This is a genomic window from Geomicrobium sp. JCM 19039, from assembly GCF_000698145.1.
GTDB lineage: Bacteria > Bacillota > Bacilli > Bacillales > Marinococcaceae > Geomicrobium_A.
Genome location: NZ_BAXB01000029.1, coordinates 17,666 through 40,592 on the forward strand (window position 1 = coordinate 17,666; position 22,927 = coordinate 40,592).

Here is a 22,927-nt window from a genome sequence, read left to right on the forward strand (position 1 = left end):
GTTCATTTTATATCGTTCTGAATATAACTGAATTAAGGGAATGTTTTAATAATGCTAATTGGTAGAAAGCCCATGGTTTTTATACTCAGTATGTCCCTTTTATTAATCTTGATAGTAGGTTACTTTGTCGTAACACACCAGGATGAACCATCCTTGTCTGAATTAAATGTAGACATCTACAATGTTGAACAAACTGATGAGGGAACGTACACGTTTAATGTATTAATAAAGAATGAAACAAACTTCACAATTCATAGACCTAGTTTAATTTTGTTTGAGGAAAAGATTCTAACTGAACCCTCAGGGAGTTCACATCGTGTTGGAAATAAGACCTGGGCAAGCTCTACAGTGAGTCAAAGCGATTTAATTCAGCATACGACAGAGCTTAAGTCAGATGAATTTGACATTATTAATCATGGTCAAACCATCAAGCCTGAGTTCTCATATTCCTTAGAAGAAGAGGATAGCGACGAGCTTTATATCCTATTTACATTTGAGTCTTTTAGCCATCCACATACAGGGGAAGAGTTCAACACCATCTATTTAAAGGAAGAATATGTGAAACAATAGTGTCTAATCGTAAATGAGAAAAATGTTTTTCAATGGCCTTATCCGACGGCGTCTAGGGTGAAAATCTCACCATTGAATCAATTGTGGTAAGATTTCTCTCTGTTTATGAGGGATATGACTGCAAATCATACCATAGAAACTCGAAAATCTTACCATAGAAACCCCAATGGTACGATTTCAGACTAACATGCGGGCAATGAGGAGAGAATCTTACCATAGAACGCGCCTTCCTAATTGAACCCCCGCCCGTCCGTGTTAAATGACATCGTACAAAAGCGACACCCCCATTCATGAACAATGAATGGGGGTGTCGCTTTTGATATTTTCCATCGTGCTTATTTCTTACTTCCACCTTTGCTTCCGCCTTTTCCACCACCGCCGCCTTGTAAGGAGAACAGGTTGGAATCAATAGAAAAGGTAAGGCGTTCGCGATCGCGCTGGCGCTTTAATGCTAGCTGGATCATGTCATGTGTGAGTGTCTGAAAGTCTTTGCCGGCAGGTTCCCATAAGTAGAAGGAAAGGGACCCTGGAATCGTATTAATTTCATTCACGTAGACGGAGTCGTTCGTTTCATCAATCATGAAATCGATGCGCGAGACGCCACCACAACCGAGGGCTTTGAATGTGCGCACTCCTAGTGATTGGATTTCTTCTGTGCGTTCATCAGAAACCGGAGCAGGGATGATGCGATCGGTGCTTTCCATTCCGCCACTCGTCCCTTTTGAACCTCCACTTGATTTGCTGCCGCCGTTTGAACTGCCTTGATATTTATCGGCATAGCTAAGGATTTCTTCTGTCTTTAATACTTCTTCGAGTACAGATGCTTCAGCGTGCTCTGTGTCTCCGAGAACTGAGCAGTTAATCTCCTTTAGTTCCCCGATGAGTGGTTCAATGACGAGCTTACTAGCGTATTCTAACGCTTCTTCTACGGCAGTCTCTAGCGATGTGCGGTTTCTAGCAATTCCAATGCCAACACTGGAACCGAGGTTCGCGGGTTTGACAATCGCCGGGTATCCCAACTTCTCTTCGACTTGGGTAACAACAGCCTCCATGTCTTCATCCATTCGCGCCCATAAAACCATACGTCATCGAGCACAGGCAATCCTTCATTACGAAGAACTTGCTTCATCGTGATTTTGTCCATACCCGCGGCAGAAGCCCCAACGTCACAACCGGTATATGGGATGTTCATGAGTTCAAATAACCCTTGCAAACCCCATCTTCGCCGAAGGTTCCGTGGAGAACTGGAAACGCGACATCAATTTGACCAGCTTCGCGTTTGCCAAATCGTGGTACAGGCAACTTTTGCAAAATGATGCCACCATTTTCTGCGGCAATCGGTGTGACGACCGTTGATTCTTGCAAAAGGTTCTTCAAGTCTTTGTACGCTTCAATATCAAGCAGTGATTCCCCTGTGTACCACGTGCGGTCTTTACTAATATAGATCGGAACCGGTTCATAACGGTCCGTGTCCATCGCATGAATGGCCTGGAGTCCTGAAATGACCGACACTTCATGCTCTACAGAAATCCCGCCGAAAAAAACACCTACTCTAGTTTTCATCGCATTCATCTCCGTTCAGTCTTACTCCTCAAATGTGTCCGGCAAGTCATTCTCTAACAGAACGACGGAAGGTTCCGTGGCCGTCACGTCTCGCATCTTCGCGAGTGCATCTTGCAAATTCGACGCGACATAATACTTGTCTTCTGAATACCCCGCTTCTTCAAGTCCATCTTGTAGCGGGATGGTCTGCTTTTTACCGACAAGTATAATGTAATCACACACTTCTGCAGCATGCGTTGCCAAACGTTTATTCAATTCATATTCACGATCGCCAAGTTCGATCATCCCTGGCGTAATCAATATTTTCTTCTCCGGCATGTATCCGAGAACTTCTACTGCCATCTTTGATCCTGATGGGTTCGAGTTGAAACTGTCATCAATAATCGTGAGTGTATCGCTCGTTCGTTTCAGTTCAAGTCGATGCGCAACAGGGGCAACACCTTTAATCGCGCGGGCAATGACGTCAAGCGGAATATTCTTCTCCGCACCAATGGCAACCGCAGCAAGGATATTATAAATGTTGTGACGACCGAGCAGTTTCGTTTGAATCTCAACACTCGTGCCGTCATATTTTTCGACAGTAAACGTCGTTCCTTTACCTGAATACGTGATATTCGTCGCCCGGTAGTGTAAGTCTTCAGCATCGATTCCGTAATACATCGTGCGTACACTATTCACTTGCGGATAGGCACGAATGTTGTCGTCGTCCTTGTTTAAGAACGCCGTCCCGTCGTGCGGCAGTGTTTCAACAAGCTCAAACTTCGTTTTCTTAATTGTTTCCAACGTCTTAAATGTCTCAAGATGCTGTTCACCGATCGCCGTCACAATCCCGTATTTCTGGTTAACGAGTGTACAGATTTCTTCAATATCGTGCTCTTGCTTGGCACCCATCTCAGCAATAAAAAGGTCGTGGTATGGCTTTAATTGTTCACGAATGGTCCGCGTGACGCCCATCTTCGTGTTGTAACTTTCAGGTGTCATTAACACATTATATTTGCTTGCGAGCACCGCTTTTAGGATATGCTTCGTACTCGTTTTCCCGTAACTTCCAGTGACCCCAATGACTTCTAAGCTCGGCATGTCACGTACGATCCGCTCGGCATCGTGGAAGTAATATTGGTTAATTTGTAACTCAATCGGCATCGTAATGACGTTTGCGACCATGACGATAAAGTACGTAAGAAATGTTGCAGCCGCAAGGATTGCAATGAATAGACCATCGCAAACGTGCCACCAGCGCTCCACCAGAACGCACCTAAAAAGATGAGCAAGTAAACGAGACCAATGGTCGTTAACAGTCGCTTCACTCTTGACGTATAAACGAGCTTCTTTTTCTCTTCCGTCTGAGGGCGCAGTGCAGTCAATGATGCAAACACGATAATTGCCCAAGCAGCAATCACGTAGAAGGATATGTTTTCAGAGAGCGGCAGTGCGATCAAAGACAAGAATGGCAACAAATCCCATAAGCGAAATGCTTTCTTTGTATTTCCTTTCATCCAGCGGAAATAACGTTCATTACGATATGAGTTGAGCTGCAACATATGGACATTCCGTTTCACACGGATGATTGTGTATAATGCCCAGGCAATGGCAAGTAGTAGGATGAGCAGACTTTCCATATGTTTAGATGGCCTCCTTGTCTTTTTCGAGGAAATGATTAATGACAATCAAAAATTCTTGGAGGTTATCGAGGTATGAAAAATGCCCTGCACCTTTAAGGACGACCAGTCCAGCATTAGGAATTAACTTCTCCATCTTTTCACCGTCGGAAACAGGAGTGTCATCATCCTCCTCCCCCATACGAGTAGAGTTGGGACCGTGACCTTTGGCATAAGATGCTGCAAATCTTCATTGACAACCCGCACGAGTGTCTGTTGCATCACCCCGGATGCGTTTTGATAATCTGTTGAGCCGACCTTTTTCTTCATATTAGAAAGAATTTCTTCTTTACGTGATCGAAGACCCGGTAAGCTCAGTATTTTCTTTGCCGTTTTAAATGAATAGACTTTCATATAGTAGTTCAGTTTACGTTTCGGTTTCACACCGGCACTGTCAACGAGAATGACTTTGTTTACCGGATGTTCAGACGCATAGCGAATCGATACACGCCCACCATTGGAATGACCGATCAAAATTGGATCTTCTATGTTTTGTTTCAGTATAAATTCTCTAAGCATTTTCGCAAAGTCATCTGAACCCCAAGGCTTTGGTGGCTCTTCACTTTCTCCAAATCCGGGAAGGTCGATGGACCATACTTTAAAATGTTGTTCAAGGTTTCGATGAACTGGGCCAAAGGCTTGAATATTGGCTCCCCAACCGTGAAGGAGCAGGACGTCTTTTCCTTCGCCCGAGCAATGGAAATGAACCTGCTTTCCATGAATATCTATAAACACGTTAATACGCCCCATTCTATTGTTAAAGCATGCGTGCAGACGACGCTCATTCTCCTATCATAACACAGCACACACTTCGTTGGCTTTTTATTTTATTTTACATGATGCCAGTGAGTAAAAAAAGAAAATTTGACTTACTTTCAGCGTATGTCACGAATCGTTCACTGTTGAACGATTGTGATTCACTTTATCAAAAAAATAAGCCCCGCCAAAGATGCGGAAGGCTTATTTCTATCGGGATAGTGTCTGGAAAAACGTATAACGGTCGCCTCTGTACACAGAATCGACAAACTCAAAAGCTTCCCCTGTTCCAAGATATGACGTTTGTTTCATTCTCATCACGACGCTGCCTTCAGAAATACCGAGCCGTTTCGCTTCCTGTTTTGTAGCTACACTCGCTTCGAACGATTGCTCTGCAGAGACAATTTCGAAACCTGCACGCTCTACCGCCGAATAAAATGACGACTCGACGTCGGTTTTTTTTAGTGTAGGAAAGAGGGATCGCGGAATCCACACCGTTTCGATGCACATCGGTTCTTCATTTGCGAGGCGGACCCGTTTAATTTGAACAACTTTTGCATCTTCTGACACACTAAGTTGTGTGGCCACCTCGCTCGGAGCGCTCACCTCTTCAAAAGCAAGAAAGTGGCTGCCTGGTGAGAAGCCCCGTTCGCGCATCTCTTCGGTAAAACTCGTTAAATCCTTCATCACGTGCGTCATTTTTTTGGCACTCACAAACGTGCCTTTTCCTTGTTGCCGGTACAAGATGCCTTCTTGGACGAGGTTGTTTAACGCTTGGCGAACGGTCATGCGACTAATGCTATAACGCTCAGCGATCTCTCTTTCAGGAGGTAAAACTTCGTGTTCTTCTAACTCACCTTCCTGAATTTGCTCTTTCATGCTTTGTTCGAGTTGATAATAGATGGGGATTTTCGACTGTTTATCAATCATCACTTCGTTGCCATACTTTCATCCAACTCCACAGCGGCTGCTTCGTCAATAAATAGCGTCACATTAGGGTGGTTTTGCAATACTGTCGCTGGGTGGTTTGGATTTGGCGCCTCGCTGATCATTTTTCGCACTGCTTCTGCTTTATCCGACCCAGAGACGAGAACGAGAATTTCTTTTGCTTCTAATATTGTCGAGATTCCCATCGTAATTGCTTCGCTTGGCACCTCTTCTAATGTGTTAAAATAACGGGCATTCGCTTCTCGCGTCTGTTCATCGAGTTCGATGCGATGCGTACGGGAATTAAAAGACGTATTCGGTTCATTAAAACCGATATGTCCGTTGTGACCGAGACCGAGTATTTGCAAGTCAATCCCTCCACTCAACTGAATCTGCTGCTCATAGTTCAGACATTCTTGTTCAATGTCGCAAGCCTCTCCATTTGGCAGATGGGTGTTGTGTGCACGCACATCCACATGGTCAAACAAGTGCTTCTTCATATACGCATGATAGCTTAGTGGGTGGTCGTCGTTAAGACCGATATACTCATCGAGATTAAACGTCATCGCATGTTGAAAAGATAACTCTTTCCGGTTATATTTTTCAACTAAATAGCGGTACATCCCTTCAGGTGTGCCGCCAGTGGCTAAACCTAAAACAATTTCAGGATTGTGGAGCATTTTGTTTGCGATTTGTTCGGCAGCTGCTCCGCTCATTTCTTCATAATCTTTCATCACACAAACTTTCATTTTGACCCCTCCTCAAATCGCAATTGTCCCGCGCACCAAGTTTCTTGCAGCACGTCTTGCCCAAACAGCACGACATCGGCATCAAAGCCCGCCGCAACGTTTCCTTTTCGATCCGAGATGTTCAGCGCTTTTGCTTGGTTCCAAGACGTCATCTTGGCAACGTCTTCCCACGATGCATCTGTAAACGTGCGCATGAGCCGAACGGCATCGTTCATTCGCAGAACACTGCCTGCCAACGTACCATCTTCAAGCGTCGCTTTCTCCCCGTGCACACGAACCGTTTGCCCCCCTAAATCATAATCGCCGTCTGGCATTCCTTTCGCGCGCATCGAATCGGTAATTAAGAGCAAACGGTCCGAGCCGATCGCTTGAAATGCGCTCCTCACCGCTCCTGCCTTGCTATGCATCCCGTCAACAATCAATTCACTTTTTAATGAAGGGATCGTAAATGCTGCCCCGACGACACCGGGCGCCGGTGGTGCAGTCCTGGCATGGCATTGTACAAATGAGTCACGTGCATCGGTTCATCTTGAACAAGTTGCTCCAACGTTTCGTACTCAACGGTCGTATGTCCAATGGATGTGATCACTCGTTCATCGATGCATTTTTGCAAAAGTTTGTTTGCGCCTTCGATTTCGGGGGCGAGCGTAACGATCCGGATTGTACCGTCGGCAGCTCGTTGGAACTCTGCAAACATCTCTACGTTTGCAGGTTCTATATGCTCGAGCGGTTGAGCGCCACGCTTGTCAGGGTGAATAAACGGGCCCTCTAAATGCACACCCAGTAATTCAGCAGACCCAAGCTTTTTCACCGACTGAGCACACTGCTGGAGCGCTTGTACAGTTCGATCCTTACTGCTCGTTATCGTTGTCGCTAAATAGGCGGTCGTTCCTTCCGTCGGCAATTTCTCTCCGAGGGTTGTGAACACGTCTTCGTTGGCGTCCATCACATCCACACCGTAGCCACCGTGAATGTGTACGTCAATGAATCCTGGCAACGCTGTCGTATCCTTATCATACGTGCGGATCGGGACATGTGCAGGGAAACTCGTGTTGTCATTCTTACCGACAGCAACAATCTTGCCGTTACGCATGTGAATATACGCGTTATCCATAAACAAACCATCCGAAACAACATTCAATCCAGCTAGAATTACCTCCCGCAACGCTCTCACCTCTTTTCTTGTAACATATCACTATGACCTCTAGTTGTCTAGACCAATATTTTTATGTTTTAACGATGGACATGCCGGGAACACTCCTTGTAGCGACAATGAAGGAGGAAACAATTTATGAAAGTAGATGAACTATATATGGATGGTGGCAAAGCCATTACATTTCGCACAGGAGAATTAAACGTAACAGAAAATGATCAATGGAACGGCGTATTTCACGCAGTTGATGAGCAGAATTTGATCTTTGATGCCGTCAGCTCTAAGAAAACCTTTGATTTTCATTTTGAAACGAGCGAAGGTACGTTCGAAGGACCTGCCTTTGTTTCTGATATTGATAGTGAGAAAACAGAGAACATCGTTTATATTCAAAGCACAGGCAACCTGAAACAGAAATAATGATGAACCCCGTCAACGCAAGCGTTTGGACGGGGTTTTTGTATGGAACAGGGCAAATCTCTGCTCTAGTTGAACAAACCTGCGCTAAACCTTTTCCTGATTTGCACAGTTGATTGTTGCTTCCCACTGCAGGCGGATGGTTGCACTCCAGAGCACAAGGGCAACATCGGTGGTCAAATGACAGCCACCGTGTTTTCTATGCACTCCAGAGCACAAGGGCAACATCGGTGGTCTAAAGACGCCCACCGTGTTTTCTATGCACTCCAGAGCACAAGGGCAACATCGGTGGTCTAAAGACGCCCACCGTGTTTTCTATGCAGTCCCGATCATAAGAGCATTACGGTTCACGTTTCTGGCTACTGTTTACGGTGTATGGAAAGAAGTCCAAATGCCCCATATATTCATTTTTGTGACACTTGGGAAAGAAAAATCATCATTTTAAACGTGGATGCGCACATAAACGGAGTCAATGGTCACAAAACGCGATATATGTGACCGTTGAGGGCCGAAAGTGCCCGTTTTGAGGGCTGGATTGTCACATAAGTAAGAGGTCATCACATACTTAAACCAGGTGGTGACCATCAGTCACGTCTTTTTACTTTTGGCAAACGTTTTCCGTGTTGCCCGCAACCCTTGCAGTGTCGAAGTGAGATGAACTTCAACAGACGATAGGTAGGCGTTTGCCGGTAAAGACCGATCTCGGTTATCGGATTCAGTGAATTTCTTTAAGAACCAATGGTAAACTTGGTGAAGTGGAAACTGTGCTCGAATTGCGATCGAACGGTTCTCAAGTTAGGGAAAATCGCCGGAAAAGCGGTCTATTCTCATAAACTTGGTAACAGATTGCCGGGTCACGTGTACAATCCCCGCCCCGAAGTACCTGCAAGACGTCGGCGCGGTTCGCGCCGAACCAGGGCCGACTTGGTTTCGACCCCGCCGGGGCCGACAAGTTGCTCGCTTATAGGCATTCAATCTGCGCTCCAGTTGGAGCAAACTGCGCGCAAGTTTAGTGGAATGAGCACCAAAATCGTTAAACTAGACAAACTTGCGCGCAGAACGTGGAAACTTGCGCGCAAAATGGCACCCAACAATGGGCTCCCCCTCCCACCCAACGCCCAACAGCGCAAATCAAGAAAATCTTACGTTCATTCTATATAGTTTCATTAAATCCACTGTTTTTAAGCGTAAAAACGAGGAACTAAAGCGCAGATCGGGCACACTTGCGCGCAGACGACAGGGCGGGCATAGCAACGCTTCTGTGTTTTATTTTGGTTTACGAAATGTTTTCCGTGTTCTTCTCTTCAGAAAGCGGTATCATGATGATGGAGAGGTGGAATTATGGATAGTCAAAGAAAGAAAAAACTTGTACTCTTACTCGCGATTTTACTTACATTTACTGTAATTAATGGAACGATGTTTAACGTAACCATTCCCGATATAGCCGAAACGTTCGGGCTCTTGCCTTCGCAAGTCAGTTGGGTAATGACTGGTTACATTCTCGTATATGCGATTGGGTCGGTCATGTACGGAAAGCTTGCGGACATGGTGCCGTTAAAGACGTTACTTACGGTTGGAATTCTTCTATTCTCGCTCGGATCCGTCCTCGGGTTTTTATCGCCCAACTACGGAACACTACTCGCCGCTCGCATTCTCCAAGCTCTAGGTGGCGCCGCTATCCCAGCCCTTGGCTTTATCATTCCGTCTCGCTATTTTGATACCGATCGAGGGAAAGTGTTCGGGATTATTTCGTCAACGGTGGCCTTCGCTTCAGGGGTTGGTCCCATTGCTGGTGGCATGATTGGCGGGGTGCTTGAATGGCGATACTTGTTCCTCGTGCCGGCGACTGCCTGCTTGGCCATCCCGTTATTCCGCAAATGGTTGCCTGACGAGCGTGTACACTTCCAAAAAATTGATTACATTGGCGCGATCCTCGTCTCGGTATTTGTCTCGACGTTATTGCTATTTGTCACGTTGTTCGTCTGGTCATTACTGTTTGTATCGATCTTGTCTTTTTGGTACTCGCTTTTCATCTTAATCGAAGCGACGTGCCGTTTATCGACCCGGCATTACTCAAAAATCGAAAATACGCCATTACCATACTCACAAGTTTTTTCGGTACGAGTGTGATGTTTGGCCTCATCTTTGTATTGCCAATTATGATGCGTGACCTTTACGACACAACTACGATTGGCATCGGCATGGTGCTGTTCCCAGGGGCAATGGCTGCAGGAATTCTCGGTCGCTACGGAGGTATGGTCATTGACCGGCGCGGAAGTGTGTATGTACTAAGGATCGCCCTCATCGTCATTTCCATCGGCGTATTTCTAATCAGCGTGTTTACCGGCTTCTCATTATGGCTCGTTGCAGCAGCTGTATTTGTCGCATACATCGGTTTTCCACTGCTGCAAAGTGCAACCGCAAACCTACTATCCACATTGCTTGATCGGCAAACGACAGGCATTGGCATGGGGTTGTTCAACTTATGTAACTTCATATCTGGTGCGTTTAGCAGTGCAATTTTCGGGAGCTTGCTTGACACAACGAGCGTGACGTATTCAATTAACCCGTTGAATCCTCACGGACCTCATTCGATTTATAGCAACCTTTACTTTGCGCTCTCCCTCATTGCCGTCGTTGCACTCGTCTTGTTTCTTTGGATTTATTATTATCGATCTAAAAAAACGACTACGACTAGCGCTCCGCTGTCGTAATCGTCAATTCCCGTGCACCGAGCGATTGGGCGAATTTCTCAAGGGCGGAAACGACCATGTCGTTTTCGCCCACACCTTCATACGTCGTCATATAAAGTCGACCGTTTTCCCGGTCAAAATAAGGATCAACCTTGCCAATGAGCGCGTCTCCGACGAGAACCGGCATCGTATAGGGACCGTACATTCTTTTCGTTTTCGGAACATAGATTTCCCATCGGTAGAAAAAGTCAAATAACTCCTCCACCCGTTCCCTTCGCCACAACAAGTTGTCCAATGGGGATAGGAAACTTACTTGTTCATGAACGTCCGCGTGTTCACAAGCGACAAGTTGCTCAGCGTCTGCTTCCAGCACATAATACGGGCGGTCTACCCCCTCGATCTGCACTTCAAAGAGCTCACGCTTTCTTTTGCGTTCGGCTAACGTTTCTTTACGCGCCTGCGCATTTAACTTTTGCCAACCTAGTCGCGGATCTCTCGCGTCAAACAACCGGTACGCCCGCAAATATTTGTCCATAAGTAAGGCGTCTGCTTCTTCGATGTTTATCATGTCTGCTTCTTTTTGAATCGCTTCGGGAATCCACTGATCTGTTCGGGCATAATGCCGAATTGACTTTTCCCGGCCACTCACTTGAATGTCACCACATTCAAATAAAATGCGTAACGCATGGGTCGTTTCTTTCGTTGACGCACGTGTTGGATGGTCCCAACCGCCGACGACTTTTCGCTCCGCCAAAAATGCCGTTGCGGGAAGAGGCCCTTCCTGCTGGAGTCGATCCAAAATATCTGCAATCGCTTCGCGGTAGTTTCCCCGCTCTCCCCGCCACTGTTCTTGTAAACGCACCCGCTTGCCTTTTAACAACGGGTAATCTTTCATCGGTAAAAGGCACGCTGCATTTGCGAAGTATTCAAACGCACGCTTTTCACTCAAAGCATCTGTATAATTCGTCACACTGTATTCTTTTATTCGATTCATTAATACAAGATGATGGTTCTTTTCAACGACACTGACAGGGTCCAATTGTACCGCTTCGAGTTGATCCAATACGTCATTAACGCTTTCGAGTGGTTTCGGAAGAAGCGACTGTACTAAAAAACGCCTTGCTGCGCGCTTACTTACTCCAATGTCTGCCATCACGCTTCCTCATTTCTTCCCAGCGATGTCCCCAATGATTGGTCGGCCCTTGACCTTGTCCGAGCTCCAACGGATTGGAAATAGCACTCGTAATAAAGGTTTTCCCACGAGTGATACTCTCTTCCATGTCTAAGCCTTCAGCAAGGCCAGCTGCAATCGCAGCTGCATACGTACAGCCACTTCCGTGTGTATGCACCGTATCAAACCGTTTCGCCGTATATTTTTTGAATGCGTGCCCATCATACAAATAGTCATCGGCTTCTCCTTTATAGTGCCCCCCTTTAATGAGAGCAGCGCGACAGCCGTATTCTTCAACGAGCATTTTCCCTGCTCGCTTCATGTCTTCTACGGTTGTAATTGTAAGTCCTGTTAACGCTTCAGCTTCTGGCAAGTTCGGAGTCACAACTGTTGCAAGAGGCAATAGCTGTTCTCTAACCGCCTTTCTGGCGTCTTGAGAAATAAGCTCATGGCCACTTGAAGCAACCATGACGGGATCAAGCACGAAATGATTGACATCATATTCTTGGAGCTTCTTTGCGACAAGCGCGATCACCTCTGGGTTTGATAGCATTCCTGTTTTCACAGCGTCAGGGCGAATATCGTCAAACACGACATCAATTTGGCTTTCGACGAAATCAAGATCCATATCGACAAATGAAAACACACCGGTCGTATTTTGGCTCACAACGGACGTAATGACGCTCATGCCAAATACACCAAGCTCCTGAAAGGTTTTCAGGTCCGCTTGAATCCCCGCTCCACCTGTTGGGTCTGTTCCTGCAATCGTTAATGCTTTTGAAATCATTCGTTATCCTCCAATACTATAGATGCGCAAAAAAGAAAAAGCCCCTGAACGCACAGGAGGCTTGACACATACTACACAATCGTCAGCCACTTTCCTCCGCCGTTTTTCGGATCAGGTTCAAAGGGTTTCCGTTTAAACATCTCTCAGCGCTTACTCGCGCACCCCTAGTGGTATATTTTCATCCATTTTAGCATACATCTTTTAGGATGTGGCAATCATTACATGGTACGATATGGATGAACATTGGCTCATAAGGAGGTTGTTAATGGATATACTGCCGATTATTCTTAGTTTACTCGTTTTTTTGAATATGATTCTTGCAGCAATCATTGTATTTATGGAGCGCAAAGACATCCATGCAACATGGGCCTGGTTATTAATCTTGATGTTTCTTCCTTTTATCGGATTTGTTCTCTACCTTATACTCGGCCAAAACTTGAGCCGAAAACGGCTTTTCAATTGGGATGGCATTGAGAAGATTGGCCTTAAAGACAGTATCGATGCACAGCTTCGCACACTTGAGGACAACACGTTTGCCTTTCGTAATGAAACCGAACAAAACAACAGCAACTTAATTACGATGCTCTTGCGCAGTGACGGGGCATTGCTTACACAAAACAATGATATTGACGTATTTACTGATGGCGTTGACAAGTTCTCTGAACTTCTAGCAGACATTGCGACCGCCAAAAACCATGTGCACATGCAGTATTACATCTTCCGAAATGACCTGATCGGGAAGCGGATCATTCATTTGCTCACCGAAAAGGCTCAAGCTGGCGTGCGTGTGCGCATTCTGTACGACGATATGGGTTCAAGAAAATTAGCACGAAAACATTTTCAGGAACTGATCGACGCAGGTGGCGAAGTTGGGGTATTCTTTCCTTCGCGTATTCCCTATATGAATTCCCGCCTAAATTATAGAAATCACCGAAAAATCGTGGTCATTGACGGGAGTATCGGTTACGTCGGTGGATTTAACGTTGGTGACGAATACCTAGGCCGCACGAAAAAATTCGGGTATTGGCGTGACAGTCATCTTCGGATCCGAGGCTCCTCAGTTAAAGCCTTGCAGACCCGGTTCATTCTTGACTGGAACCAAGCATCAAAGGCTCATGAAATTCATTATGATGATCTTTATTTTCCTCCCGTCAAATCAAGGGGTGACATTGCCGCACAAATTGTTTCTAGCGGTCCAGATACAGAAGCTGAGGAGATTAAAAATGGTTACATTAAGCTCATCACTTCTGCACGAGAATCGGTTTACATTCAGACGCCTTACTTAATCCCTGATTCAAGCCTGCTTGATGCGCTTCGGATTGCGGCTCTTGCTGGGAAAGACGTTCGCATTATGATCCCAAATAAGCCGGACCATATCTTCGTCTATTGGGCAACGTACTCTTACATGGGTGAACTATTAAAAACAGGCGTCCGCTTTTTCATCTACGATGCTGGGTTTATTCATGCCAAGATGATTGTCGTTGACCGAAGTGTCGGCTCAATCGGAACCGCAAACATCGATGTGCGCAGCTTCCGATTGAATTTCGAAGTGAATGCTTTCATGTATCACGCAGCTTTAGGTGAGAAACTGGCCGCCATCTTTGAGAACGACCTCCTTCACTGCTCAGAAATGACCGCTCAACGTTATCATGATCGTAGCCTTTATATTCGCTTTAAAGAATCTGTCAGTCGTCTGTTGTCTCCAATTCTTTAAAACGCTTCTTTATTTATAGTGACCGCCCAGTTTTTGTGAACGAATTAATGCTTGCCCGCCTTCGGTCAACGATACTGCCCGTAATACAGTCGCGGACCCGTAGCGGTTTTTCAACCCGTCGATCGTGAAGTTCAAACGTTCGCGGTCGACATCGTCGGTAAACAAGCTGAGCTGTCTCGCCTCATCGCTCACGAGCCCATCTAACCCAATACCTAAGCTACGAATGGCGTCACGATTCCAATGGGTCAAAAACAGTTGTTTGGCGGCCCGGTAAATGACACCTCCGTCATTCGTAAGCTCAGGCAACTTCACTTGACGGTGAAATCCAGACGGCATTTGAAAATGGTTGTGCCCACGGGCACCCATCGTCACCGTTCCTCCAAGACACCCGTTCGCCCTCACGCGCCGCGCGACTTCATCCGCAAGTTCCATAAGCACCGTATTGATATCATCCCAACTTCGATAGTCTTTCGGCAACGTCATATGATGACCAATCGCCTTTCTTCGGACGTGCGTATCCAGCTTGACCGGTGATTCGTCTTCACCATGCGCGGTGCGCCAAAGGAGCTCCCCATTAATGCCCCACCGTTTCTTCATATCCGTAAGCTCAGCACTCGCAAGCTGCCCAATTGTGCGGATGCCTATATCGCGAAAGTGCTTCCCCATTCGCTTTCCTACGCCAAATAGTGAATCGATTGGTAGCGGCCACAGCCGTTGCTGCAAGTTCTCAGTATGCAAAAAGAAAATTCCGCCCGGTTGCTTTTTGGAAAAATGGTCGCACGCCATCTTCGCCATCACTTTATTCGGACCGATTCCTACTCTTGCAACCATTCCGGATTCTCTCCTCACCTTTGTGATCACTTCTTCGGCAAGATCTTCCGGGCTGCAATTGTGACGGTGAATCGCATCCGTCATATCGACAAAAATCTCGTCAATGCTGTACGGTTCCACTAAATCTGTGTACATTTCAAGCGAACTGGCGATGGCGACGGACACATCTAAGTACAGTTGCATGCGTGGCTTGAGCACAACTAAATGAGGACATTTCATCTCCGCCTCCCAGAGCGCCTCGGCAGTCTGAACGCCCCATTTCTTCGCAATCGGACAGGCCGCAAGAATAACCCCACTGCGGATCTTCGGGTCACCAGCAACGACGACCGGCTTGTCATCCAAATCTGGGCGAGACAGCTTCTCCATGTTGGCAAAAAACGATTGCATATCGATGAGAAATACGACACGATCTTTCATGATGACTCACCCCACCTTTGATATACACAGTATACCAAACGTACGTTCTTATCACACTAGAAAATTTTATGCGATCATACACCGACAAATTGGGGGGGGAGAAGGCGTTCGGGCGGAGGGAGCGGGTGCACATCGGTTGACCTGCGCGCAAGTTTGCTACGGATGGCAGGGAAAGAATAAAGAAAACGAAAGCTGGAGAGCTGATCACAGACTGGGCGGAAGGGCGAACGACTGATCTCGCCACGCGCATGGAGAGCCAGCTTTGGAGCTTTGAAACTGTTACCGAGTTCAGGCGAAACGGCAATAATTGTAGTTGAAATGAGATATTTGAGCACAGGTGGCACAAACTAGGGCACAGATTCCGGGCGTGTGAAGCGACGCTGAAAGGGTGACGTGCAATCGAGCTGACGACCGTCGCACCAAAGGTGCCGAAGCCGGACCGCCGTGAGCAAAGTGTACGGTCGGTTGGGCAATAAATCTGCGCGCAAGTTGAAGCAAACTGCGATCAAGTTTGCGAGAAACGATAGAAATTGACCTGAAAACGAGTAAACTTGCGCGCAAAATGTAAAAACTAGCGCGCAGTTTGCGCGTCCAGACGTAGTGATGCCGCCCGCCTCCTAGCAGGCAACCGAACGCCCTCATCCTGGAAATGCCAAACCCCATCATAAGGCGGGCTACGGGGGAGTTTCTAAGCAAAAGTGGCCACGATACTACTTGAATCCCCACATAGAAGTCCAAAAATCCAACATAGGCGGGTTTATGTTGGATTTTGGTACGTTTCGACTTATCATCCTTTAAAAAACCCACATACAAAGCAAGCCCACCCTCTTGGTCGGGTGGACTTGCTTCATTAACGTTACACATGACCAAGAGCGTACCGGTCTTTTTGAAACATTTTAATTGCGATCCATAGCACAATTACGGTTGCCACCAAGTTCGAGCCAATTGTGGCCGCGTACTCTGGCAAACCAATGACAGATGTGCCCGCCGTGATGCCGTAAATTAAGGCACTCACGTTCAATGCAGGTACGAAGAACATCCAGATCGACCAGCTAGACAACGGCGCTGTGAGTAAATAGATCGGTGCGGCAAGCCAGGCGAATGTCACAGGTGTAGACATGTTTTGCGCATCTTTGTACGAAGCAGTCGACACGCTGATGACGATGAGCAAGGCGGCATTAAGTGCAGCAAAAGTTAGCAATGATAACGTAAAGAAAAGACCAATCTTCAGCAGTTGATCATCTGCAATGATGACCCCGCTTTGGTGAAATGCGTTTGCGAATAGCAACGACCCCGCAAACACAATCACACCACTAACAAAATTTATAATGGTGATAACCACCCATTTTGATATGACGATTTGTGACCTGCGTAGCGGTGCCATGAGCAGTGATTCCATTGTCTGCTTCTCTTTTTCGCCAGCAAACAAATCAACCGCTGCTGGAAAACCTGCCATCAAAACTGTAATAAGCAAAATGAAAGTGAAAAAGTAAGCAACGGAAGGAACCGAACGCTCATCAACCCGATCGGCTCACTGTTCCAATTGTAGACCGTCAACTGCTCCTCACTTAGCCCGGCAGACTGCAGAACGTCACTCCGATGAGTTGCTTCATACTGTTCCCAAACATCCATCAGCTCTCGTTCCACATGAGAAACAAGCGGACTCGCATAATCCCCTTTCGCGGTGAGCTGCTCATCATCGGCTTCAACCCACAGGTCAATATCCCCATCTTCTAGCAACGCTTCACCACGCGCTGTTTGTAAGAAGTGCCAATCTTCATGGGACTGCTGCAAAGCTTCAGAAAGTTCATCATCCAACTCCGGATCGAGACCGACAATCACATCATCTGACCCTGCGCCACCTAAAAAAAAGATCATGACAAATACGAGAAGTACCGGGGCAAAAACACTCAGCAGCAACGTACGCTGATCGCGGAGCGCATCCTTCATTTCTTTTTTTATAATCGCGATCATTTCACACGCCCCCCTCTAGCCAAGGTCGCCATCATGATCATATTCAAATTATCTGTTTCTTCGTGAGCGTATAATTCCTCCATCGATCCGTGGAAAAGCAACGACCCTCGATGTAGAATCATGACACGATCACAAAGCATTTGTACTTCTTCCATGAGATGGGTGGAAAACACGATCGTCCGTTGCTCACTTTTAAGCTGTAGCACCTTCTCACGGAACATGTTTGCGGACGTGATGTCCAGCCCTGTCGTCGGTTCATCAAACAGATAGATAGACGGGCTGTGTATCATTGCCCGGGCAATCGCCACTTTCTGACGCATGCCTTTGGATAGCTTTTCCACACGCACATCAAGAAAATCGCGCATTCCAAGTTCATTGCTCAACTTCTCAATTCGTTGCTTTGTTTCTTGGTTCGGGATTTTGAAAAGAGCCGCATAGTATTCTAAATGCTCACGGGCGGTCATGCGGTTGTATAAGCCTGTGTCACTTCCAAAGTGGACACCGATTGATTTACGCAACTCGATATGGTCCGGCGATTGCACGTGACCGTCAATTTTCACTTCGCCATTCGAAGGCACATAAAGACCCGATATTATCCGAAGCAACGTCGTCTTTCCAGCCCCGTTTTCACCAAGTAAAGCGGTCACTTTGCCAGGTTCAATAGTAGCTGTAATTTCCCGAAGTGCTCGGTAACTTTGTCGTTTTCGTTCTTGAAACACTTTATCGACTGATGACAACTCAATCATATGAAAGCTCCTTTAGGTTCTACTTTCTTTATTCTAGTATATCCGAAAACAGGTTGCACTCTGCAATTCCGTCGTTAAACGGGCATATGATGTCATGTTTCTGCTATACTAATGAAAAAAAGATAAAGTAGGGGTAGCATGATTCGAATCGGCCTGCTTGACGATAATCCGAATGACCTACAAAAGGTTGAGGATTGGCTGAAAACACAACCAGACTGTCACGTCGAGTGGCGTTGCCATACAGCTTTGGAAGCGTATCAATTGTTGAAACATTCCAGCATTGATCTTCTCATTGCCGATATTGAAATGGAAGGATTGACCGGATACGAACTCGCCGAACGTTTGCGGGCTCGCGGGGTAAAAGTTGAAATTATTTTCGTCACCGGTCACTCAGGCTTTGCCGTTCATGCCTTTGATTTGGACGTGTGTGATTATGTACTGAAGCCTCTCACACCTACGAGAATGGAGAAAGCGTTGAATCGTTATCGTAGCCTTTCCCACCAAACCGACGGTCACCGAATGACCATTCAATTACAAGGGGAGATCCGTGTCGTAAACGAAAATGACATTTTGTTTATCGAACGGACCGGTCGGTCTTCGACCGTACACCTTACCGATGATGAGATTGTCACCTACCAATCATTGCAGGAACTAGAGGCCGAATTGCAAAGCTCTACCTTTTTTAGAACACATCGTTCCTTTATTACGAACCTCTCAAAGATTACTCAATTCGTACCTTATACGAAGCATTCACTAGAAATTCAATTTCAGAACAGTGACAAGCATGCACTCGTCACGAAAAAAAATCTAAAAACGATTCAAGATCAATTTCCGATCTTATCCTGAGGTGTCGACGATGGCTGCTATTTTAAGTATACTTCTCGTTGCGGCTTTGCTACTCATCGTATTCCTTTGGCGACAAAAGAAACGCATCTTCCAAGATGCAACCGAGTTTCAACAGCACGTCCAAGCTTTGCACGAGTCATTAAAGCAAGAACAGCATGACCAACGCACGCACCTTGAAGTGCTGGCGAGACTTGCGAAAGAACATGAGTTCCAACAGATCGTTGATTACCTTCACCTACTCCAAAATAATGACGAGGACCGTGCCAGTGCGTCTGCGGGTGGGGCCATCGGTGCCGCCCTCGCTTATGTGAAAACGAAAGGAAACGAAGATAACATTCGCGTAAACGCGTCCATCAAGGCGGATCTCTCGCAAACACTGCTGAGCCCAGGCAAGGAAATGCAACTCATGGTCAACATCTTCAGCAATGCGTTGGAAGGGGCGCGACTAAGTAAAGAATACGTGAGCGAGCCCTACATTGAGATCGAAGTACGCAAGCAGTTTGGCATTATCATCGTTGATGTGAGCAACAGCTCTGCCCCGATTCCCATTGATGTTCGGGAACAATTATTTCCTAAAAGGCATCCGACCATCAAAAAGCGGGGACTAGGTACATACTTAATCCAAAACGCTGTCAAAACTGCAGAAGGTTCCCTCCATTTTCATGTCGACGATCACACCTTTCATCTCGCCATCCGCCTGCCGAGTGTGCAATCAAAGTAACCTTTCTTCAGTAAGAGTCGGCACGGTGGCGCTTCTTTTAGCGTAGGAGCATGACCAGGCTTAATGGTTACTGAAGATTCAAATGCCACCATTATACACTCTCCAAAAAAGCCTTCTGGGACAGGTCCCAGAAGGCTTTGCACTTACTCATCGATGAGTCCATTTTCAATTAAGAAGTCACGTGCGACAACTTCTTCAAGTTCTGCGTTAATGTCTACTTCGGCGTTTAGTTCAGCCATTGTTTCTTCCGTTAACAATGGACCGAGTTGAGCCAATAAGTCTTCTAATTCAGGGTGAGCTTCAAGCGTGTCGTTCATAATGATCGGTGCCGCATAATATGGCGGGAAGTAGTTGAGGTCATCAGCAATAACTTCAAGGTCATAAGCCGGAATACGCCCGTCTGTTGTGAATGCGGCAATTACGTCAACTTCTTCGTTACGCAAAGCATCGTACATGAGACCGTCATCCATCTGCGCTGTGTCTCCCCATGAATACCCGTACATGTCGTTCATCGGTCCAATCCGTCCGGACGTTCACCGAAATTGGCGTTATGTCCAAGGGTTAGCTCATCCGTTTGATCAGCAAGGGCGCTCATATCCGCGACATCCGCAGCGTCTGCACCACGCATGACTAAGGAATAACGATTTTCAAAATCAAACTCATCCAACCAAGCGATATCGTACTCCGCGTCATATTCTTCTTGAACCGTGTTGTAAACTTCCTCTGCAGTTGGCGGGTTTTCTGGGTCGATTTCATGGTTTAAGACAGTGATGTACGACGTCCCTGTGTATTCAATATACAAGTCAATGTCCCCGTCCATCATGCCTTGCGTAAGAATTTCCGTATTGCCGAGATTCTCTTCTCGCTCAACGTTCAACTCTGTATTCTCTTCAATCAGTTCTGCAACCATATGCGTGAGAATGATCTGCTCGGTAAAGTCCTTACCGCCGACAACGACTGTGTCTTCATCACTGCCCCCTCCGCAAGCGGCCAAAACGAGTGTGGAGCCTAAAACGACTGGAAAAAACTTTTTCATAGATGAAACATCCTTTCACTGGTTATTTTTTCAAGCCTTTTGGTGTGGCTAGAATTTCAATTCGTTTAAGAATGAAGTCTGCGATAATCGCAAGAATTGCCGCCGGGATTGCTCCGAGTAGGGTAAGGCACTATTTTGCATTGCAAGTCCACGCATAATAATGTCTCCGAGCCCTCCGGCCCCAACAAAGGTCGCAAGCGTCGCGACACCAATGACGATAACAGTCGACGTACGGATCCCCGCCATAATAACTGGCAGTGCAAGTGGCAATTGGATTTTTGTTAAGATTTGACTTCTTGTCATCCCAAGCCCCCGCCCGGCATCAACGGTGGCTTTGTCCACTTCTAAAATTCCGGTGTACGTATTTCTAAGAATCGGCAATAAAGCGTAAACAGTTAACGCAAAGATGGCGTTGTTCGTACCAATCCCGAGCACCGGCAACATAAATCCTAAGAGCGCGAGACTTGGAATCGTTTGTGCAACGGCAGCAATACCAATGATTGGTTCAGATAATCGCTTCAAACTCGTCAGAAGAACCCCAAGTGGAACCGCGATTAAGACGGCGAGTGTCATCGAAACGGCGACGAGGAAAAAATGTTCTTGCAAGGCGTCCCATACTGCGCCTTGTCGGACTTGGAACAGTTCCCATAGATCAAGAAAAAGTTGCATCACCCTTCGCCTCCTTCTTGATGATTCACTTCTGCAATGCCGCGAATCATGCTCGTCCTCGTAACAACACCGACAAGTTTTCCATCATCAATGACCGGCAATGTAAATACGTCTTGCTGACTGAGCAGTCCAGCAACTTCTGTTAGTGATGTCGTTGGATTTACGGTGTGCTTGATCTCGGTTTGCATCACGTCGGCAACCGTTTTCGACTCATCGTCATAATGCTTTTCAATCAGTTCAAGCGTCACCATACCGACAAGCGCACCTTCACGATCGCGAACAAACAACTGATCTACCCGGTCTTTTTTCATGTAATTAAATGCTTCTGCAAGCCCGCGGCTACCACGAACCATTGCGGTCTCTTTCGTCATGAGTTGCTTTGCGACAGGCTGATCCGCATTTTGATTTAACCGTTCCGTTCCAATAAAGTCACGGACAAAGTCATCTTTCGGGTTTCTAAGAATCCGATCAGGGGTATCCACTTGAACAATCTCCCGTCGCGCATGATGACGATACGATTGGCAATCTTAATCGCCTCATCCATGTCATGGGTAACAAAGACAATTGTCTTCTTAATCTCTTCTTGCAACTTAATCAATTCGTCTTGAAGCTGCTCACGACTAATCGGATCAAGAGCACTAAAAGGCTCATCCATAAGAATAACCGGTGGGTCAGCTGCCAATCCTCGGATCACACCGATTCGTTGCTGCTGTCCACCGGAAAGTTCAGACGGGTACCGCTTTCTAAACGTATCAGGATCTAACCCGACGAGTTTCAATAGCTCATCCACTCGCGTGAGATAACGTTGTTTTTCCCATTTTTTGAGCTTCGGCACAATAGATATGTTATCTTGGATGGTCATGTGCGGAAGCAGACCGATTTGTTGGATCACATACCCGCTGTTTCGCCGTAATTGAACAGGGTCTTTTTTCTTTATATTTTCACCATCAATGAGAATTTCGCCTTCGGACGGATCAATTAAGCGATTGATCATCCGCATCGTCGTCGTTTTCCCACAACCTGAAGGACCGATCAGCGCAATGAGTTCGCCTTCTTCAATCTTTAAGTTTATGTTTTTCAGCGCTTGAAATCCGTCAGCATATGTTTTACTTACATTTTTGAATTCAATCACAACTACATCACCTTCTTAACTAAAATGCTTTACGCTAAATATATAAGAATAGGAGTACAGACTTACATTACATGATTTCTCACACAAAATAAAGATTTTTAGACAATACCCATGAAAATCCAGCTTATTTTTCCCACGAATGTTTGGTTCTGTAGTTCACGAGAAAGCTTTAAATGCGTGGCTCCATTGCACTGTCGGTTCCTACAGCTGTCGCACTCGCTTGTAACTACTGTGCAGTTTTTGTTCCGGACAGCACTCCTAGCCGGAACAAAAACGAGGGAAGTGGGCATGCTGTTCCGGACAGCGCCCTAGCCGGAACGGAAACGGGGGAAGAATGGGTTTTGTTCCGGACAACGCTTCTAGCCGGAACAAAAACGAGGGAAGAGCGCATGTTGTTCCG

Annotated in this window: 26 protein-coding genes, 2 pseudogenes and 1 riboswitch; of the genes and pseudogenes, 8 read left to right on the forward strand and 20 right to left on the reverse strand. The window is 46.4% G+C overall.

The features are described from left to right. Positions 1 to 153: 153 nt before the first annotated feature. Positions 154 to 570 carry a hypothetical protein gene (locus JCM19039_RS18835; protein WP_042430159.1) on the forward strand — a complete coding sequence of 139 codons (417 nt, stop codon included), beginning with the start codon at positions 154 to 156 and terminating at the stop codon, positions 568 to 570. A 335-nt stretch (positions 571 to 905) separates the two neighbouring features. On the opposite strand, the gene JCM19039_RS25970 is transcribed toward JCM19039_RS18835, so the two are convergent. The 10 genes from JCM19039_RS25970 to JCM19039_RS22600 form a co-directional block, all read right to left on the reverse strand. Further along, positions 906 to 1,634, reverse strand: coding sequence for a hypothetical protein (locus JCM19039_RS25970; protein WP_238545144.1), 729 nt, complete (start codon positions 1,632 to 1,634; stop codon positions 906 to 908). Positions 1,635 to 1,758: 124 nt separating this feature from the next. Then, on the reverse strand, positions 1,759 to 2,133 hold the full coding sequence (locus JCM19039_RS25975) for a hypothetical protein (RefSeq protein WP_238545145.1): 375 nt from the start codon (positions 2,131 to 2,133) through the stop codon (positions 1,759 to 1,761). A 21-nt stretch (positions 2,134 to 2,154) separates the two neighbouring features. Next, the gene (gene murF, locus JCM19039_RS18850; RefSeq protein ID WP_307190302.1) at positions 2,155 to 3,297 is read right to left on the reverse strand and encodes a UDP-N-acetylmuramoyl-tripeptide--D-alanyl-D-alanine ligase; all 1,143 of its coding nucleotides are present in this window, start codon (positions 3,295 to 3,297) and stop codon (positions 2,155 to 2,157) included. Continuing rightward, positions 3,201 to 3,752, reverse strand: a complete 552-nt coding sequence (locus JCM19039_RS25980; protein WP_052398944.1) for a hypothetical protein — start codon at positions 3,750 to 3,752, stop codon at positions 3,201 to 3,203. The genes murF and JCM19039_RS25980 overlap by 97 nt, the downstream gene beginning before the upstream one ends. 4 nt (positions 3,753 to 3,756) lie before the next feature. Next, positions 3,757 to 3,888 (reverse strand): alpha/beta fold hydrolase, encoded by a 132-nt coding sequence (locus JCM19039_RS26745; RefSeq protein WP_255343704.1) that lies wholly within the window; start codon positions 3,886 to 3,888, stop codon positions 3,757 to 3,759. Next, a complete protein-coding gene (locus JCM19039_RS18855; RefSeq protein ID WP_238545146.1) occupies positions 3,876 to 4,526 on the reverse strand; it encodes an alpha/beta fold hydrolase in 651 nt (216 codons plus the stop codon). Before JCM19039_RS18855 ends, JCM19039_RS26745 begins: the two co-directional genes overlap by 13 nt. 231 nt (positions 4,527 to 4,757) lie before the next feature. Then, positions 4,758 to 5,477 (reverse strand): GntR family transcriptional regulator, encoded by a 720-nt coding sequence (locus tag JCM19039_RS18860; RefSeq protein WP_042430163.1) that lies wholly within the window; start codon positions 5,475 to 5,477, stop codon positions 4,758 to 4,760. Continuing rightward, a complete protein-coding gene (gene nagB, locus JCM19039_RS18865) occupies positions 5,477 to 6,223 on the reverse strand; it encodes a glucosamine-6-phosphate deaminase (protein WP_042430165.1) in 747 nt (248 codons plus the stop codon). Before nagB ends, JCM19039_RS18860 begins: the two co-directional genes overlap by 1 nt. Further along, entirely contained in the window at positions 6,220 to 6,609 is a 390-nt protein-coding gene (locus JCM19039_RS22595) for an amidohydrolase family protein (RefSeq protein ID WP_193744298.1), read from the reverse strand. Before JCM19039_RS22595 ends, nagB begins: the two co-directional genes overlap by 4 nt. Positions 6,610 to 6,653: 44 nt before the next feature. Then, the gene (locus tag JCM19039_RS22600; protein WP_052398946.1) at positions 6,654 to 7,388 is read right to left on the reverse strand and encodes an amidohydrolase family protein; all 735 of its coding nucleotides are present in this window, start codon (positions 7,386 to 7,388) and stop codon (positions 6,654 to 6,656) included. 126 nt (positions 7,389 to 7,514) lie between these two features. Between JCM19039_RS22600 and JCM19039_RS18875 the strand changes: the two genes are divergently transcribed. The 3 genes from JCM19039_RS18875 (at position 7,515) to JCM19039_RS26755 (ending at position 10,504) form a co-directional block, all read left to right on the forward strand. Further along, positions 7,515 to 7,793 carry a hypothetical protein gene (locus JCM19039_RS18875; protein WP_042430166.1) on the forward strand — a complete coding sequence of 93 codons (279 nt, stop codon included), beginning with the start codon at positions 7,515 to 7,517 and terminating at the stop codon, positions 7,791 to 7,793. A gap of 1,338 nt (positions 7,794 to 9,131) precedes the next feature. Further along, a complete protein-coding gene (locus JCM19039_RS26750; protein WP_052398947.1) occupies positions 9,132 to 9,920 on the forward strand; it encodes an MFS transporter in 789 nt (262 codons plus the stop codon). Further along, positions 9,920 to 10,504 (forward strand): MFS transporter, encoded by a 585-nt coding sequence (locus tag JCM19039_RS26755; protein WP_052398948.1) that lies wholly within the window; start codon positions 9,920 to 9,922, stop codon positions 10,502 to 10,504. The genes JCM19039_RS26750 and JCM19039_RS26755 overlap by 1 nt, the downstream gene beginning before the upstream one ends. Here JCM19039_RS26755 and JCM19039_RS18885 read toward each other — a convergent pair. Both JCM19039_RS18885 and thiD read right to left on the reverse strand, forming a co-directional pair. After that, complete coding sequence (locus tag JCM19039_RS18885; RefSeq protein ID WP_042430168.1) at positions 10,485 to 11,636, reverse strand: DNA glycosylase AlkZ-like family protein; 1,152 nt, start codon at positions 11,634 to 11,636, stop codon at positions 10,485 to 10,487. The genes JCM19039_RS26755 and JCM19039_RS18885 overlap by 20 nt on opposite strands. Further along, the gene (gene thiD, locus JCM19039_RS18890; RefSeq protein ID WP_042430169.1) at positions 11,614 to 12,441 is read right to left on the reverse strand and encodes a bifunctional hydroxymethylpyrimidine kinase/phosphomethylpyrimidine kinase; all 828 of its coding nucleotides are present in this window, start codon (positions 12,439 to 12,441) and stop codon (positions 11,614 to 11,616) included. Before thiD ends, JCM19039_RS18885 begins: the two co-directional genes overlap by 23 nt. Before the next feature lie 74 nt (positions 12,442 to 12,515). Continuing rightward, a riboswitch (TPP riboswitch) is annotated at positions 12,516 to 12,617 on the reverse strand. Positions 12,618 to 12,706: 89 nt separating this feature from the next. On the opposite strand from thiD, the gene cls reads away from it, so the two are divergent. Next, positions 12,707 to 14,155, forward strand: a complete 1,449-nt coding sequence (cls, locus tag JCM19039_RS18895; protein WP_042430170.1) for a cardiolipin synthase — start codon at positions 12,707 to 12,709, stop codon at positions 14,153 to 14,155. Between the two features lie 9 nt (positions 14,156 to 14,164). Here cls and JCM19039_RS18900 read toward each other — a convergent pair whose 3' ends face one another. The 4 genes from JCM19039_RS18900 to JCM19039_RS18920 all read right to left on the reverse strand — a co-directional run bounded on the left by JCM19039_RS18900 (position 14,165) and on the right by JCM19039_RS18920 (position 18,123). Then, entirely contained in the window at positions 14,165 to 15,403 is a 1,239-nt protein-coding gene (locus tag JCM19039_RS18900; RefSeq protein ID WP_042430172.1) for a DNA polymerase IV, read from the reverse strand. Positions 15,404 to 16,259: 856 nt separating this feature from the next. After that, entirely contained in the window at positions 16,260 to 16,859 is a 600-nt protein-coding gene (locus tag JCM19039_RS18910; RefSeq protein ID WP_042430176.1) for an ABC transporter permease subunit, read from the reverse strand. After that, positions 16,859 to 17,377: a hypothetical protein gene (locus JCM19039_RS18915; RefSeq protein ID WP_042430179.1), complete on the reverse strand. Its 519-nt coding sequence runs from the start codon at positions 17,375 to 17,377 to the stop codon at positions 16,859 to 16,861. The genes JCM19039_RS18910 and JCM19039_RS18915 overlap by 1 nt, the downstream gene beginning before the upstream one ends. Next, positions 17,374 to 18,123, reverse strand: coding sequence for an ATP-binding cassette domain-containing protein (locus JCM19039_RS18920; RefSeq protein WP_042430185.1), 750 nt, complete (start codon positions 18,121 to 18,123; stop codon positions 17,374 to 17,376). Before JCM19039_RS18920 ends, JCM19039_RS18915 begins: the two co-directional genes overlap by 4 nt. Positions 18,124 to 18,261: 138 nt before the next feature. On the opposite strand from JCM19039_RS18920, the gene JCM19039_RS18925 reads away from it, so the two are divergent. Together JCM19039_RS18925 and JCM19039_RS18930 are read left to right on the forward strand one after the other, a co-directional pair. After that, the gene (locus JCM19039_RS18925) at positions 18,262 to 18,969 is read left to right on the forward strand and encodes a LytTR family DNA-binding domain-containing protein (RefSeq protein WP_042430188.1); all 708 of its coding nucleotides are present in this window, start codon (positions 18,262 to 18,264) and stop codon (positions 18,967 to 18,969) included. A 10-nt stretch (positions 18,970 to 18,979) separates the two neighbouring features. Continuing rightward, positions 18,980 to 19,690 (forward strand): GHKL domain-containing protein, encoded by a 711-nt coding sequence (locus tag JCM19039_RS18930; RefSeq protein ID WP_042430191.1) that lies wholly within the window; start codon positions 18,980 to 18,982, stop codon positions 19,688 to 19,690. A 143-nt stretch (positions 19,691 to 19,833) separates the two neighbouring features. On the opposite strand, the gene JCM19039_RS26760 is transcribed toward JCM19039_RS18930, so the two are convergent. From JCM19039_RS26760 to JCM19039_RS18945, 4 genes and pseudogenes are all read right to left on the reverse strand, one after another. Further along, on the reverse strand, positions 19,834 to 20,202 hold the full coding sequence (locus JCM19039_RS26760) for a glycine betaine ABC transporter substrate-binding protein (RefSeq protein WP_255343706.1): 369 nt from the start codon (positions 20,200 to 20,202) through the stop codon (positions 19,834 to 19,836). After that, entirely contained in the window at positions 20,199 to 20,726 is a 528-nt protein-coding gene (locus JCM19039_RS26765; RefSeq protein WP_255343707.1) for a glycine betaine ABC transporter substrate-binding protein, read from the reverse strand. Before JCM19039_RS26765 ends, JCM19039_RS26760 begins: the two co-directional genes overlap by 4 nt. Before the next feature lie 22 nt (positions 20,727 to 20,748). Beyond that, positions 20,749 to 21,395: pseudogene (locus tag JCM19039_RS18940) on the reverse strand (ABC transporter permease). Further along, positions 21,395 to 22,527 (reverse strand): annotated as a pseudogene (locus JCM19039_RS18945) (ABC transporter ATP-binding protein). The pseudogenes JCM19039_RS18940 and JCM19039_RS18945 overlap by 1 nt, the downstream one beginning before the upstream one ends. Before the next feature lie 173 nt (positions 22,528 to 22,700). Here JCM19039_RS18945 and JCM19039_RS24000 point away from each other — a divergent pair. Next, the coding region (locus tag JCM19039_RS24000; protein ID WP_152550283.1) for a hypothetical protein at positions 22,701 to 22,927 on the forward strand (227 nt) is incomplete at its 3' end.

Excerpts from the sequence above, each read along its gene's own strand:
- JCM19039_RS25970 (WP_238545144.1), bottom strand. The coding sequence starts at position 1,634 with ATGGATGAAGACATGGAGGCTGTTGTTACCCAAGTCGAAGAGAAGTTG.
- JCM19039_RS25975 (WP_238545145.1), bottom strand. The coding sequence starts at position 2,133 with ATGAAAACTAGAGTAGGTGTTTTTTTCGGCGGGATTTCTGTAGAGCAT.
- murF (WP_307190302.1), bottom strand. The coding sequence starts at position 3,297 with ATGGTCGCAAACGTCATTACGATGCCGATTGAGTTACAAATTAACCAA.
- JCM19039_RS25980 (WP_052398944.1), bottom strand. The coding sequence starts at position 3,752 with ATGGAAAGTCTGCTCATCCTACTACTTGCCATTGCCTGGGCATTATAC.
- JCM19039_RS26745 (WP_255343704.1), bottom strand. The coding sequence starts at position 3,888 with ATGGAGAAGTTAATTCCTAATGCTGGACTGGTCGTCCTTAAAGGTGCA.
- JCM19039_RS18860 (WP_042430163.1), bottom strand. The coding sequence starts at position 5,477 with ATGATTGATAAACAGTCGAAAATCCCCATCTATTATCAACTCGAACAA.
- nagB (WP_042430165.1), bottom strand. The coding sequence starts at position 6,223 with ATGAAAGTTTGTGTGATGAAAGATTATGAAGAAATGAGCGGAGCAGCT.
- JCM19039_RS18875 (WP_042430166.1), top strand. The coding sequence starts at position 7,515 with ATGAAAGTAGATGAACTATATATGGATGGTGGCAAAGCCATTACATTT.
- JCM19039_RS26750 (WP_052398947.1), top strand. The coding sequence starts at position 9,132 with ATGGATAGTCAAAGAAAGAAAAAACTTGTACTCTTACTCGCGATTTTA.
- JCM19039_RS26755 (WP_052398948.1), top strand. The coding sequence starts at position 9,920 with ATGTTTGGCCTCATCTTTGTATTGCCAATTATGATGCGTGACCTTTAC.
- JCM19039_RS18885 (WP_042430168.1), bottom strand. The coding sequence starts at position 11,636 with ATGGCAGACATTGGAGTAAGTAAGCGCGCAGCAAGGCGTTTTTTAGTA.
- thiD (WP_042430169.1), bottom strand. The coding sequence starts at position 12,441 with ATGATTTCAAAAGCATTAACGATTGCAGGAACAGACCCAACAGGTGGA.
- cls (WP_042430170.1), top strand. The coding sequence starts at position 12,707 with ATGGATATACTGCCGATTATTCTTAGTTTACTCGTTTTTTTGAATATG.
- JCM19039_RS18900 (WP_042430172.1), bottom strand. The coding sequence starts at position 15,403 with ATGAAAGATCGTGTCGTATTTCTCATCGATATGCAATCGTTTTTTGCC.
- JCM19039_RS18910 (WP_042430176.1), bottom strand. The coding sequence starts at position 16,859 with ATGGCAGGTTTTCCAGCAGCGGTTGATTTGTTTGCTGGCGAAAAAGAG.
- JCM19039_RS18915 (WP_042430179.1), bottom strand. The coding sequence starts at position 17,377 with ATGATCGCGATTATAAAAAAAGAAATGAAGGATGCGCTCCGCGATCAG.
- JCM19039_RS18920 (WP_042430185.1), bottom strand. The coding sequence starts at position 18,123 with ATGATTGAGTTGTCATCAGTCGATAAAGTGTTTCAAGAACGAAAACGA.
- JCM19039_RS18925 (WP_042430188.1), top strand. The coding sequence starts at position 18,262 with ATGATTCGAATCGGCCTGCTTGACGATAATCCGAATGACCTACAAAAG.
- JCM19039_RS18930 (WP_042430191.1), top strand. The coding sequence starts at position 18,980 with ATGGCTGCTATTTTAAGTATACTTCTCGTTGCGGCTTTGCTACTCATC.
- JCM19039_RS26760 (WP_255343706.1), bottom strand. The coding sequence starts at position 20,202 with ATGAACGACATGTACGGGTATTCATGGGGAGACACAGCGCAGATGGAT.
- JCM19039_RS26765 (WP_255343707.1), bottom strand. The coding sequence starts at position 20,726 with ATGAAAAAGTTTTTTCCAGTCGTTTTAGGCTCCACACTCGTTTTGGCC.